This window comes from Yersinia sp. IP36721 (assembly GCF_003634395.1).
GTDB classification, from domain to species: domain Bacteria; phylum Pseudomonadota; class Gammaproteobacteria; order Enterobacterales; family Enterobacteriaceae; genus Yersinia; species Yersinia entomophaga.
Genome location: NZ_QCZL01000014.1, coordinates 55702 through 69303, shown reverse-complemented (window position 1 = coordinate 69303; position 13602 = coordinate 55702). Strand labels below are relative to the sequence as shown.

The window sequence follows — 13602 nt, the reverse complement described above, 5'->3', positions numbered from 1 at the left end:
TTATCGCTCCATTTATTCTCAGGAAGCCCATTTCAAGGGGTACAGTTCGGCCTATCGATCTTAGTGTGGTCGATTTTGCGCATAACGGAGGAAAATGGTTGTTCGCAGCAGAGAATAGATATGGAGGGGAAACAATAAGGGCAGACCGAAGTCTGCCCTTAAGATAATGCCTGACAAGCCAGTTAACTGGGACTCACCTTCAAGAATTACTCGTCTTCGAGATAAGTGTAGCCATACAGACCGGATTCAAACTCTTCCAGGAACTGGGCTTGCAGTTCTGGGGCCAAATCGGTTTCTTTGACCTGATCGCGGAAGTGATTCAGCAGTTTTTCCGGGTCTAGCTGCACGTAAGCCAGCATATCTGCCACGGTGTCGCCTTCGTCGGTTTGTTCCACGTTCACGGTGCCATCAGGATAAACATAGACATCAACTGCGGCCGTATCACCGAACAGGTTGTGCATGTTGCCCAGAATTTCCTGATAAGCGCCCACCATAAAGAAGCCCAGTGCTGGCGGGTTTTCCGGATCGTACGGAGGCATTGGCAACGTGGTAGCCACACCGTCGCCGTCCACGTAATGATCGATAGTACCGTCTGAATCACAGGTGATATCCAGCAACACCGCACGACGCTCCGGTGGCTTATCCAAACCTTCCAGCGGCAGAACCGGGAACAGTTGATCAATACCCCAGGCGTCTGGCATCGACTGGAACAGCGAGAAGTTGACGTACAGTTTGTCCGCCATACGTTCTTGCAGCTCGTCGATAATCGGACGGTGTGCGCGATTGCTCGGATCCAACTGTTCCTGAATCATATTGCAGATAGTCAGGTACTGTTGTTCAGCCCAGGCGCGCTGCGTCAGATCCAGCATGCCGTGCGCGTATTGGGTATGCACATCGTGCAAATCCATCTGGCTATCGTGCAGCCATTCACGCAGAGAACGACGGCTTTCTGGTTTCTGCATTTCCTGCCAAGTATCCCACAGGCTTTCCAGTGCGCGTGGCGCATCTTCGGCCGGTGCCTGAGGTTCACTGAATTCATTGCGTTCCACGCCGATAACGTTGGAAACCAGCACGGTATGATGCGCGGTAACCGCACGACCAGACTCAGTAATCACCGTTGGATGCGGCAAACCGTGTTCATTACAGGCATCGCCGATACCCCAAATCACGTTGTTGGCGTATTCGTTCAAACCGTAGTTCACAGAGCAATCGGACTGAGAACGCGTTCCTTCGTAATCCACGCCCAAACCGCCGCCCACATCGAAGCACTGGATGTTTACGCCCAGCTTATGCAGTTCGACGTAGAAGCGAGCAGATTCACGCACGCCGGTTGAGATATCGCGGATATTGGAAAGCTGCGACCCCAAATGGAAGTGCAACAGTTGCAGGCTATCCAGACTGTTGGCTTCACGCAGCATTTCTACCAGTTGCAGAACCTGAGTTGCGGATAAACCGAATTTGGATTTCTCACCGCCGCTGGCCTGCCATTTACCTGACCCCTGAGACGCCAGACGAGCGCGAACACCTAGGCGCGGCACCACGTCCAGACGTGCTGCTTCTTCCAGTACCATTTTGATTTCTGACATCTTTTCGATGACCAGATACACTTTATGGCCCAGTTTTTCGCCGGTCAGTGCCAGACGGATATATTCACGGTCTTTGTAACCATTACAGACAATCACGGAGCGAGTCATGCCCGCGTGAGCCAGTACCGCCATCATTTCTGCTTTGGAGCCGGCTTCCAGACCCAAAGGTTCACCGGAATTCACCAGCGATTCTATCACCCGGCGGTGCTGGTTAACCTTAATCGGGTAAACCAGGAAGTAGTTGCCTTGATAGCCAAATTCGTTACGCGCACGCTCAAACGCTGCGTTAATGGAACGCAGGCGGTGCTGTAAAATCTGTGGGAAACAGAACAAAGCCGGTAAACGCTGCCCGCGCTGTTCTTGCATATCCTTGACCAGTTGCGCCAGATCGACACGTGCCTGGGGGACGTCCGGATCAGGGCAAACGCTGATATGGCCTAATTCATTGACGTCAAAGTAGTTCCCGCCCCAGTAGGCGACGTTATAAGTGCGCAGCATCTTGCTGGCATTACGATCATTCATGGCAACCTCCTGCATGGAGCGTAAAGAAACATGTGCGCCCGCAGTAGACGGACGGCCAATCAAGTTATCATCAGACATAATTCGCCTCTATTGCGATACTGACGATAAAGTCAGTCACTATCGCAGCTACAACCTGCAAGGACAACCCGTGTGCGCACCCTTTAGGAGGAATAATACGCTAATAAAGCGCCGCACGACCGCGAGTTATCACTCAGATAATTGTAAAACACGTTTAAATGTAAAATACGTTTAACGACACATACGTATTGAGATTTCGTGAATCGGATGCAGCCCAAATCTGAAAAACAGACGGCTGGCGAACCGGATTCAGTACTTCAGGCGACCGTTAACCTGCCCGCGAATCCTGAGTGGCACCCATATGGGTGTAACATCGGGTTGATGGTATACAAGAAAGGAAGGTTGCAAGGGGGGATTGAACGTCAGAACGACGCAGCTGTTGATGTGCAGCAACCAGTAGACAACGGATCATTAATCCAACCACCTCCACGCATGTCGTTCACGATTGAACGAACAAGACTTATTAATAAACAAGATAAAGTAACAGTTTGATGACGCCGCTGATAATGCCAATGTCGCTGACAGGATTTTCACCGCCAACTCTCGCCATTAAACAATGAGCCAATGCCATTCTATGCCATCTTCATCATTGCGTATCAAATAAGCTGCGCGCGCAGTTTATACCTAGAACAGAGAGAAAATGCAAAATGAAAATGGCCGAACAACTGTTTCAATAGGTAAAAAATTTGCCGCCAAAGCTCACTAAGCGTTATCTGATGTTAAAAAGGGCTGGTAATGAAGCTGAAAGGTGACCTAAAATAGACGTCCAGATGTTAATCCGTCCATACTACAAATATGGAATAGGATTATAGGCCGCTACAGGCTCTGTTTTTTTAATGACTGCTTGAGGCTTTGCCTAAGGGGGGCGTTACAGGACGCCAGAGTCAGGAAGCGAGCGTATTGATATGCACCACCGACTCGCCCCTCAATGCTATGCAGTGATTTTTCATCCGAATACCAAGGTAAAGAATAAAATGGCTAAACACCTTTTCACATCAGAATCCGTCTCCGAAGGACATCCTGATAAAATTGCCGACCAGATTTCCGACGCCGTACTTGACGCAATTCTGGAGCAAGATCCTAAGGCGCGAGTCGCCTGTGAGACCTATGTCAAAACCGGCATGGTCATGGTTGGCGGTGAAATCACCACCAGCGCATGGGTAGATATTGAAGAAATTACGCGTAATACCATCCGTGAGATTGGTTACGTTAATTCCGAAATGGGTTTTGATGCGAACTCTTGTGCCGTTCTGAGCGCTATCGGTAAGCAATCCCCTGATATCAATCAGGGCGTTGACCGTGCCGATCCGTTGGAGCAAGGCGCTGGCGATCAGGGCCTGATGTTTGGCTACGCCAGTAACGAAACCGATGTACTGATGCCAGCACCTATTACTTACGCGCACCGTTTGGTTCAGCGTCAGTCTGAAGTGCGTAAAAACGGTACGCTGCCTTGGCTGCGTCCAGATGCAAAAAGCCAGGTGACTTTCCAATACGAAGACAACAAAATTGTCGGAATTGATGCGGTTGTCCTGTCTACTCAGCATTCTGAAGACATCGCGCAAAAAGACCTGCAAGAAGCGGTTATGGAAGAAATCATCAAGCCGGTTCTCCCTGCTGAATGGCTTTCTGCGAATACCAAATTCTTCATCAACCCAACCGGCCGTTTTGTCATCGGTGGCCCAATGGGCGACTGCGGTCTGACCGGTCGTAAAATTATCGTTGATACTTACGGCGGCATGGCTCGTCACGGTGGCGGTGCATTCTCTGGTAAAGATCCGTCCAAAGTTGACCGTTCAGCGGCATACGCTGCGCGTTATGTAGCGAAAAACATCGTTGCTGCCGGCCTGGCCGATCGCTGCGAAATTCAGGTTTCTTACGCTATCGGCGTAGCAGAACCGACTTCCATCATGGTGGAAACCTTTGGTACAGAGAAAGTGGCTCCAGAGCAACTGATTCTGCTGGTTCGCGAGTTCTTCGACCTGCGTCCATACGGCCTGATTAAGATGCTGGATCTGCTGAAACCAATCTACCGTGAAACCGCATCCTATGGTCACTTTGGCCGTGAGCACTTCCCTTGGGAAGCGACCGACAAAGCCGAACTGCTGCGTGATGCGGCTGGCCTGAAATAAGTTTCAGACCTTTCGCGCATCAAGTTAAAACCCCGGTTTCCGGGGTTTTTTATGCCTGACGATGGGCTCTGACTCGTTCAGTCAGGCTAAAAATCATCATTCCCACCACCATCGCCAATGCGAAGATCATGCCCTTTCCCACACCGGCACCGACTAATACCAGCGCAGGGCCAGGGCAAATACCCGCTAATCCCCAACCAACCCCAAATAGCAGGCTGCCACCAATCAAGCGCCGATCGATTTGCGTTGCCGTCGGCAACTGCATCGGGAGCCCCAACAGACTTACAGAGCGCTTACGAGTCAGGAAAAAGGCTAATGTGCCTACCAGAATGGCTCCGGCCATCACCAGCCCTAAAGACGGATCCCACAGGCCGCTAATATCGAGAAAACCAAGCACTTTAGCCGGATTTGCCATACCTGCGACAATCAGTCCCAGCCCAAAAATCAGTCCGGCCAATAGAGAAAAGAACTGTTTCATTTTCCTGCCTTATCTATACCAATACGTGGCGAATTAGCCACACCGTGAAAAAACCGCCCAGCATGAAACTCAAGGTCGCCGCCAGCGAACGCAGGGAAAAACGCGATAAGCCACAGACGCCATGGCCGCTGGTGCAGCCCGAACCATAGCGGGTGCCGATACCAACCAATAACCCCGCGGCTACCAGTGTTCCGATATCGGCATCAATCCGAATCGCTGGCAAAGGTAAAAACAAGGCATAAACTAACGGGGAAGCAATCAGGCCAATCAGGAACGCCAATCGCCAACTGATATCCCCCTTTTTCCCTGCTAATAAGCCGCCAAAAATACCACTGATCCCCGTAATTTTTCCGTTGAATACCCAAAATAACGCCACGGAGCAGCCTAATATTATTCCTCCCGCCGCAGCCGAATACGGTGTAAAATTCATCCAATCAATGTTCATGAATCCCCTCTCCTTCTTTTGGACAGTAAAGCTCATATAGCGTGTGTAAAATCGCCAGAATCCGTCGATCTGCGATGGAGTAATAAATACGTTTCCCTTCCCTTCGCGTCGTCACCAGCCCTTCGTTTCTCAAAGCCCCAAGCTGCTGGGAAAGGGTCGGTTGATGAATATTCAGCAAGGTTTCCAGCTCACCGACGGATTTTTCCCCCTGACTGATTTGGCACAGCAATAACAAACGGTCTTCATTTGCCAGCATACGCAAGGTACCGCAGGCTTCAGCCGCTCCCATGCTCATCAGATTCAGACTCAATGTGTCTTTGCTACTCATGTTACGCCCTGCAATTTCGCCATTCATTATATAAAAACATATAATATAATTATATAATGTGTAATTCGTGCGCTCAAGGCTGAACGGGTCGCTTGCATCTGCGTTTCCGTCACACTATTCTTCCGCTCTATGAGCTCACAAAGAATTCCTATCGCCCTGCAACAAGGGGTTATGCAGTGTCTACGCCAGAAGCTGCAACTTGCCAACCAGCATCTGGGAACCCAACATCCAGAGCCAAAAATCAACTATTACCAACGCGGTACTAGCGCCGGTAGCGCTTACCTACAATCCTGGGAAATTCGCCTGAATCCGGTATTACTGTTGGAAAACAAACAGACATTTATCGACGAAGTGGTGCCTCATGAACTGGCTCACTTACTGGTATTTCGTCGGTTTGGCCGCGTTGCGCCACACGGTAAAGAGTGGCGCTGGATGATGGAAAGCGTGCTGCAAGTCCCCGCCAGCCGCACGCATAAGTTTGAAATCGCCTCGGTGCAGAGCAAAACCTTCCCCTATCGCTGTGCCTGCCAACTGCACCAACTGACGGTGCGCCGCCACAATCGGGTGCTACGCGGAGAGAGTGAATATCGCTGCCGTCACTGCGGTGAAAAACTGCAATATACGACTACAGAAACATCTTAGTTATTGGATTAACTGTATAAAAAACCAGATCTTTGTTTGCCTGAGCCGATAACTTTCTATAACCTGCGTTCTTTTCCATATTTAGGTCGTTTTGGAACATGTTACGCAAAATTCTATTGGTTCTGGTTTGCTCTTCCCCGCTATTCTCATCCGTCAGTTATAGCCAAAATATCAACAACTTCTCGCATGCCAAAGCCGCAGCTGCCAAGATCCATCAAGACGCTCCCGGTAGTTTTTACTGTGGCTGCCAGATTCAGTGGCAAGGCAAAAAAGGGCTTCCCGATCTAAACAGCTGCGGCTATCAGGTACGAAAAAACGCACAACGGGCCGAGCGTATCGAGTGGGAACATGTGGTTCCGGCCTGGCAATTTGGGCACCAGCGTCAATGCTGGCAAAATGGCGGCCGTAAAAACTGCAATAAAGATGCAGTCTATCGTCAAATTGAAACCGACCTGCACAATTTGCAGCCAGCCATTGGCGAAGTGAATGGAGACCGGAATAACTTCATGTACAGTCAATGGAAAGGCGGCGAAGGTCAATATGGTCAATGTGCGATGAAGGTTGATTTCAAGAATAAGCAGGCAGAACCACCGGCGCGTGCGCGCGGTGCTATTGCCCGTACCTACTTCTATATGCGCGATCAATATCAGCTTCGCCTGTCCAGCCAGCAGACCAGGCTGTTTGAGGTTTGGGATCGCCAATATCCGGTTGATAATTGGGAATGCCTGCGTGACGAGCGTATTGCAAAAGTACAGGGCAATCATAACCCTTATGTACAACAAGCTTGCCAGCGGCAAAAAAGCTAACCTACTATATTGGCTGATATCCCCATTGGCCGATATCCCCGCCACTCTGTTATTCTGCGGGCAGCCTTTTATTTCGCGTCGTTAACCAACGAACGGCGCGGTGAAATTTTCGTTACGGAAACAAGAGCAAATCCATGCGTATACCTCGCATTTATCATCAGCAGCCGCTGTCGGCTCATTCTGAACTGGCTCTCAGCGATGACGCCGCCAATCACGTAGGCCGCGTGTTACGCATGAGCGAAGGGCAAAACCTGCAGCTTTTCGACGGTAGCAATCAGATATTCAGCGCGGAAATCATTCGCGTGGATAAAAAAAGCGTTCAGGTTCGCCTCGGCGACGCCGTGGTTGAAGATCGGGAATCCCCCCTGAATTTGCATCTCGGGCAGGTTATTTCTCGCGGCGAAAAGATGGAGTTTACTATCCAGAAATCCATCGAATTGGGTGTGAACGTCATTACGCCTCTGTTTTCAGAGCGTTGCGGAGTCAAGCTGGACGGCGAGCGTTTGGCTAAGAAAATTCAACAATGGCAAAAAATCGCAATCGCCGCCTGCGAACAGTGCGGTCGCAACACTCTGCCGGAAATCCGTGAAGCTATGCAGTTAGAGGCCTGGTGCGCCGAACAGGATGATAGCCTGAAGCTAAATCTGCACCCGCGAGCCAGCAATAGCATTAATACGCTGCCGCTGCCGGTGGATAAAGTCCGCCTGTTAATCGGCCCGGAAGGTGGTTTAACCGCCGCCGAAATTGAGATGACCTCACACCACGGATTTACTGATATCCTGCTGGGGCCACGCGTTTTGCGTACAGAAACGACAGCGCTCACCGCAATCACTGCCTTACAAGTGCGTTTCGGCGATCTGGGTTAAAGGAGAAAATAATGATCAAGCTCGGCATCGTGATGGACCCTATCTCATCCATCAATATCAAAAAAGACACCAGTTTTGCCATGCTGATGGAAGCACAGCGCCGCGGTTACGAATTGCATTATATGGAGATGAACGACCTTTATCTCCACGCTGGTGAAGGCCGCGCCCGCACTCGCTTGCTGAACGTAAAAGAAGATAAAAACCAGTGGTTCAGCTTCGGCAGCGAGCAAGATCTGACGTTGCACGATCTCGACGTTATCCTGATGCGTAAAGATCCGCCGTTTGATACCGAATATATTTACGCCACTTATATTCTGGAACGCGCTGAGATCAAAGGCACGCTGGTCGTCAATAAACCGCAAAGCCTGCGTGACTGTAACGAAAAACTGTTTACCGCCTGGTTCCCGGAGTTAACCCCGGATACGCTGGTTAGCCGGAGCAAAGAGCATATCCGCACATTCCACCAGAAGCACGGTGACATTATTTTGAAACCGCTGGATGGCATGGGCGGCGCGTCTATCTTCCGCGTGAAACAGGACGATCCTAACCTGTCGGTGATTATCGAAACCCTGACCGAGCACGGCAGTCGTTTCTGCATGGCACAAAACTTCCTGCCAGCTATTACCGAAGGCGACAAACGCATTTTGGTCGTGGACGGCGAACCGGTGCCTTACTGTCTGGCGCGCATTCCGGCACAGGGTGAAACCCGTGGCAATCTGGCCGCCGGTGGCCGAGGTGAAGCCCGCCCACTGAGCGAAAGCGACTGGAAAATTGCTCGTGCGGTTGCTCCTACGTTGAAAGAAAAGGGGCTGATCTTTGTTGGTCTGGACATCATTGGCGATCGTTTGACTGAAATTAACGTCACCAGCCCAACCTGCGCTCGCGAGATCGAAGCCGCGTTCCCTCAAGTATCCGTTACCGGTATGTTGATGGATGCCATCGAAAAACGCCTGGCTGATAAAAAAGCCTGATTCTACTTGGGGTTGCGGCTTCAACGGCAGCACCCCATCATTTTATTACTTTCATCCGCAAATTGCGGCTGTTTATCTTTTACTTCAGCTAGTTACCTATAAAACATAATGAATTTACAGCATCACTTCCTTATTGCTATGCCTTCACTACAGGACCCTCAGTTTAAGCGCTCGGTGGTATATATTTGCGAGCACAATGAAGAAGGTGCCATGGGTTTGGTTATCAATAAACCTGTGGAAAAATTCACTGTGGAATCCGTGCTGAATAAACTAAAAATCACCCCTTCTCCGCGCGATCCTGCCATACGGTTGGATAAGCCGGTGCTTGCCGGCGGCCCTTTAGCTGACGATCGCGGTTTTATCCTGCATTCACCGCAGCCAGGCTTTGGCTCCAGCGTGCGCATTTCGCCGGAAACCATGATCACCACATCAAAAGACGTGCTGGCGACATTAGGTACGCCGGAACAGCCGAAAAATGTGCTGGTGGCTCTGGGTTATGCCGGTTGGCAAAAAGGCCAGTTGGAGCAGGAACTGCTGGATAATTCCTGGTTAACCATCGAGGCCGATCTCGATATCATTTTCCATACGCCTATTGCCGAACGATGGCAGCAAGCGGCCAATAAACTGGGCATCAATATTTTCAATATCGCCCCTCAAGCAGGACACGCCTGATGGCTAACCGCACCATTCTCGCCTTTGATTTTGGCACCAAAAGTATCGGCGTTGCTATCGGTCAGGAAATTACCGGTACGGCTCGCGCACTGACCTCTTTCAAAGCGCAGGACGGCACGCCAGACTGGCAGAAAGTCGAGAAATTGTTGAAAGAATGGCAGCCAGATCTGGTGGTGGTAGGGCTGCCTTTAAATATGGATGGCACCGAGCAGCCTTTGACCGCCAGAGCGCGCAAATTTGCCAATCGGCTGCATGGCCGTTTTGGTGTACCTATTGCTTTACACGACGAACGACTGAGCACAGTAGAAGCCAGAGCCTATCTGTTCGACAGCGGCGGCTATCGTGCTTTAGACAAAGGCAGCGTAGACGCGGCCTCGGCGGTGATTATTCTGGAGAGCTGGTTCGAGCAACAGCCCGAGTAATATCTTGGCAAGATCATATCATATATGCCCTGAGCCAAGGCTTGGGGTCGCCAGCCCATACTTTCCCCGCAAAACAGATAGCACATTGATTTAAAATCACTTTACCATGATAAATACCGCTATCTGCGGCAGAATGCTGCCAATTTACCCCTATTAAGCTAAGCACGCGGTACAATAGGGCTTGGCGAATAGTTTTAGCTGACATAGTATGCTGCCCCGCGATGATATCGGCGGATGAAATTGGGCAACGGCGGCCTTGATTACTATGCTTAGCCTCTATTGTCTCGATGCCGGAACCGCCAAGTTGCGCAACGGCCAACGCCGCCGTCTCTATAGAGATTTATTTAACTCTGACAGATTGATGGCGCAGAATATCGCTCATCCTTAGAGGGTGTTTTTTACATTTATTGAGGTTTTCTCATGACAAAAGTGACTGTTGCTGCAACACAAATGGCCTGTTCTTGGGACCTGCCGAAGAACATCGAAAATGCCGAGAAACTGGTGCGACAAGCTCACGCCAAAGGCGCGCAGATCATCCTGATTCAGGAGCTTTTCGCTGCACCTTATTTCTGTATTGATCAAAGCCCTGAGCACTATGCGCTGGCCCAAGAGCTGGACAATAGCCCGCTAATTCAACATTTCTCCAAGCTGGCCGCCGAGCTGGAAGTGGTATTGCCACTGAGCTTCTTCGAACGCGCCAACAACGCTTACTATAACTCTCTGGTGATGATCGATGCCGATGGCTCGGTGCTGGATGTTTATCGTAAAACCCATATTCCAAACGGCCCGGCCTATCAGGAAAAACAATTCTTTATTCCCGGCGACACCGGTTTTAAAGTCTGGCAAACCCGTTATGCCAAAGTCGGCGTAGGTATTTGCTGGGATCAATGGTTCCCGGAAACCGCTCGCAGCCTCGCTCTGCAAGGCGCAGAAGTGATCTTCTATCCAACCGCGATTGGTTCAGAACCGGCTTTCCCAGAAATCGACAGCCAGCCACACTGGACTCGCGTACAGCAAGGCCACGCCGCAGCCAACCTGGTTCCGGTTATCGCTTCCAACCGCATCGGTACCGAAGCCAGTCAATATATCGATGGTCTGGAAATGACTTTCTACGGTTCTTCTTTCATCGCCGACCAAACCGGCGCTTTAGTGGCTCAGGCTAACAAAACCGACGAAACCGTATTAGTACATGAATTTGATTTGCAGGAAATCGCTGCACAACGCGCTTCATGGGGCCTGTTCCGCGACCGTCGTCCTGAAATGTATCAGGCACTGGCGACTTCTGACGGCAAAACCCGGAGATAATCATGGCGTTGCAAACAACTCCTCGGCAGGACGGTTTCTATATGCCTGCCGAATGGGCACCTCAAGACGCAGTCTGGATGCTATGGCCTTACCGTCAGGATAACTGGCGCGGTAAAGGTATTCCTGCCCAACAAACTTTTGCCAAGGTTGCTGAAGCTATTGCTCGCGCCACGCCGGTATACATGGGCGTACCGGCCAAATTTATGGAGCAGGCGAAAGCCACTATGCCAGCCAATATCACATTGGTTGAAATGGAGTGTGACGACGCCTGGATGCGCGATACCGGCCCAACTATGGTTATCAATGGTAAAGGCGAACGTCGTGGCGTTGACTGGAAATTCAACGCCTGGGGCGGATTACTGGGCGGTCTGTACGCCGATTGGCGACAGGACGAAAAAGTCGCCGAACAGGTGAACCAGTTTCATAAAAACCTCAGCTATGCCGCTCCGTTGATTCTGGAAGGCGGTTCAATTCATACCGATGGCGAAGGCACACTGCTAACCACCGCGGAATGTTTATTGAATCCAAACCGCAACCCAGACCTGAACCAAGAACAAATCGAAGCATTACTGCGGGAATATCTGGGTGTAACCCACTTTATCTGGCTGCAAGACGGCGTATATAACGATGAAACCGACGGTCACATCGACAATATGTGCTGCTTTGTACGCCCCGGCGAAGTGGCGTTGCACTGGACCGACGACCAGCAGGATCCGCAGTACGCCCGATCCGTGGCCGCTTACGAAGTACTATCGCAAGCGGTGGATGCCAAAGGCCGTAAGCTGAAAGTCTGGAAGCTTCCTGCGCCCGGCCCGCTGTACAACACCGAAGAAGAGACTGCCGACGTGCTGTCAACCGATGCGGTACCTCGTACTGCCGGTGAACGTCTGGCAGGTTCTTACGTCAACTATCTGATCAGCAACCAGCAAATCATTTTCCCAATGCTGGATAGCCGTACCGATGATTTGGCCAAAGATCTGTTGCAACAAATGTATCCTGACTACGCCATTATTGGCGTTCCAGCCAGAGAGATTTTGTTGGGCGGCGGCAATATCCACTGCATTACCCAGCAGATTCCTAAGCCTTAATCTGTACGTCATCAGCCCGGAACTTATATCCGGGCTGATATTCCCCGCATACCCCCGTTGATTCTCCTGACAAATTCCCCGCTCCCAAGAGTCTCCATTGCTGGACGTCCCTCTTCGTTGCTTATGTTTTCTCTTTCCCTCTGTCTTTTCTTTTGCCTTTTGCCTTTTGCCTTTTGCCTTTTGCCTTTTGCCTTTTGCCTTTTGCCTTTTGCCTTTTGCCTTTTAATGCTGCGTCCAACGTTGTTCTTCGGCCAGAGCCAATACGCCCTGATTTTGACGCTGTACTAAACCTTGCTCAAAAGTTTGCATTCCCATCGCTCCACCGGTTTGCATCAAACTGGTTAGCTGATGAGTTTTTCCTTCCCGGATCAGATGGCTGACTGCACCGGTTTGTACCATGGTTTCAAATATAGCCACTCGCCCTCCACCTCGTTTTGGCAACAGCTTTTGCGCAATTACGGCCATCAGGCTCCCCGCCAGCTGACTGCGTACACTGCCCTTGTCTTCCGCCGGAAATGCGTCAACCAGTCGATCAACAGCCTGCGCCGCCGTGCGGGTATGTAAGGTTCCTAACACTAAGTGTCCGGTTTCTGCTGCGGTCAGCGCCAGCGTAATGCTTTCTCTGTCCCTCAATTCCCCCAGCAAAATGATATCCGGATCCTGCCTTAGCGCTGCCTTAAGCCCCGCACTAAAAGACGGCATGTGCTCGCCTAGTTCTCGCTGCTGAATCAAGCATCCCTGACTGTGATGAATAAATTCGATAGGATCTTCCAGCGTAATGATGTGTCGCCCTCCCATACGGTTAATCCCGTCGAGCATTCCTGCCAGCGTGGTGGATTTCCCACTGCCAGTCGCTCCGGTTATCAATATCAAACCGCTTTCACAGGGTAATAAATGATGCACGACCTCCGGTGCATCCAACTCGGCCAAAGTGGGACATTGGGCGGAAATCAAACGGAAAGCGGCGGAAAGCCCACGTTGCTGTTGAAAGAAATGCCCACGCAGCCGCGTTCCACAAGATAATGAAAATGAAAAATCAATCTGCCCATGCCGTTGTAATTTCTCATAATGCACCTCATCTAACAGTTGTCGGCTTAAATTCTGTATCCATGTCGATGTAACCTGCGCGACCTGCCTGAATATATGCAAGTCACCGCAAATTCGTAACGCGGGATGATAGCCAGTACACAGGTGCAGATCGGAGGCATTATGCTTTACACTAGCCGCCACCCATTCATTGAAATCCATATCAAACTCCCGGGGT

General features: G+C 50.7%; 14 protein-coding genes. 9 read left to right on the top strand and 5 right to left on the bottom strand.

The window, feature by feature from the left end:
* Window positions 1–206: 206 nt before the first annotated feature.
* Window positions 207–2186 (bottom strand): biosynthetic arginine decarboxylase, encoded by a 1980-nt coding sequence (speA, locus tag DBA33_RS12835; protein WP_064515009.1) that lies wholly within the window; start codon window positions 2184–2186, stop codon window positions 207–209.
* A gap of 974 nt (window positions 2187–3160) precedes the next feature.
* Here speA and metK point away from each other — a divergent pair.
* On the top strand, window positions 3161–4315 hold the full coding sequence (gene metK / locus DBA33_RS12825) for a methionine adenosyltransferase (RefSeq protein ID WP_120806591.1): 1155 nt from the start codon (window positions 3161–3163) through the stop codon (window positions 4313–4315).
* Window positions 4316–4364: 49 nt separating this feature from the next.
* On the opposite strand, the gene DBA33_RS12820 is transcribed toward metK, so the two are convergent.
* From DBA33_RS12820 to DBA33_RS12810, 3 genes are read right to left on the bottom strand one after another with little or no spacing between them, the layout of a single operon-like run.
* Window positions 4365–4793, bottom strand: a complete 429-nt coding sequence (locus tag DBA33_RS12820; protein WP_064515015.1) for a DUF6691 family protein — start codon at window positions 4791–4793, stop codon at window positions 4365–4367.
* A gap of 13 nt (window positions 4794–4806) precedes the next feature.
* On the bottom strand, window positions 4807–5238 hold the full coding sequence (locus DBA33_RS12815; RefSeq protein WP_064515017.1) for a YeeE/YedE thiosulfate transporter family protein: 432 nt from the start codon (window positions 5236–5238) through the stop codon (window positions 4807–4809).
* Window positions 5228–5566, bottom strand: coding sequence for a metalloregulator ArsR/SmtB family transcription factor (locus DBA33_RS12810; RefSeq protein ID WP_064518363.1), 339 nt, complete (start codon window positions 5564–5566; stop codon window positions 5228–5230). Before DBA33_RS12810 ends, DBA33_RS12815 begins: the two co-directional genes overlap by 11 nt.
* A 129-nt stretch (window positions 5567–5695) precedes the next feature.
* Here DBA33_RS12810 and DBA33_RS12805 point away from each other — a divergent pair, with 129 nt between their 5' ends.
* From DBA33_RS12805 to aguA, 8 genes are all read left to right on the top strand, one after another.
* Complete coding sequence (locus DBA33_RS12805) at window positions 5696–6208, top strand: SprT family zinc-dependent metalloprotease (protein WP_064515019.1); 513 nt, start codon at window positions 5696–5698, stop codon at window positions 6206–6208.
* A 98-nt stretch (window positions 6209–6306) separates the two neighbouring features.
* A complete protein-coding gene (gene endA, locus DBA33_RS12800; RefSeq protein WP_064515021.1) occupies window positions 6307–7014 on the top strand; it encodes a deoxyribonuclease I in 708 nt (235 codons plus the stop codon).
* A gap of 134 nt (window positions 7015–7148) precedes the next feature.
* Complete coding sequence (rsmE, locus tag DBA33_RS12795; protein WP_064515023.1) at window positions 7149–7880, top strand: 16S rRNA (uracil(1498)-N(3))-methyltransferase; 732 nt, start codon at window positions 7149–7151, stop codon at window positions 7878–7880.
* 11 nt (window positions 7881–7891) lie between these two features.
* Window positions 7892–8851 (top strand): glutathione synthase, encoded by a 960-nt coding sequence (gene gshB / locus DBA33_RS12790; protein ID WP_064515024.1) that lies wholly within the window; start codon window positions 7892–7894, stop codon window positions 8849–8851.
* 108 nt (window positions 8852–8959) lie between these two features.
* Window positions 8960–9523, top strand: coding sequence for a YqgE/AlgH family protein (locus DBA33_RS12785; RefSeq protein WP_064515026.1), 564 nt, complete (start codon window positions 8960–8962; stop codon window positions 9521–9523).
* Complete coding sequence (ruvX, locus tag DBA33_RS12780; RefSeq protein ID WP_064515028.1) at window positions 9523–9945, top strand: Holliday junction resolvase RuvX; 423 nt, start codon at window positions 9523–9525, stop codon at window positions 9943–9945. Before DBA33_RS12785 ends, ruvX begins: the two co-directional genes overlap by 1 nt.
* A gap of 420 nt (window positions 9946–10365) precedes the next feature.
* The gene (gene aguB / locus DBA33_RS12770) at window positions 10366–11250 is read left to right on the top strand and encodes an N-carbamoylputrescine amidase (protein WP_064515030.1); all 885 of its coding nucleotides are present in this window, start codon (window positions 10366–10368) and stop codon (window positions 11248–11250) included.
* Window positions 11251–11252: 2 nt separating this feature from the next.
* On the top strand, window positions 11253–12338 hold the full coding sequence (gene aguA / locus DBA33_RS12765) for an agmatine deiminase (RefSeq protein ID WP_120806588.1): 1086 nt from the start codon (window positions 11253–11255) through the stop codon (window positions 12336–12338).
* A gap of 222 nt (window positions 12339–12560) precedes the next feature.
* Here the strand turns inward: aguA and DBA33_RS12760 are convergent, their stop codons facing one another.
* Window positions 12561–13586, bottom strand: coding sequence for a type IV pilus twitching motility protein PilT (locus DBA33_RS12760; RefSeq protein ID WP_064515034.1), 1026 nt, complete (start codon window positions 13584–13586; stop codon window positions 12561–12563).
* Window positions 13587–13602 lie beyond the last annotated feature (16 nt).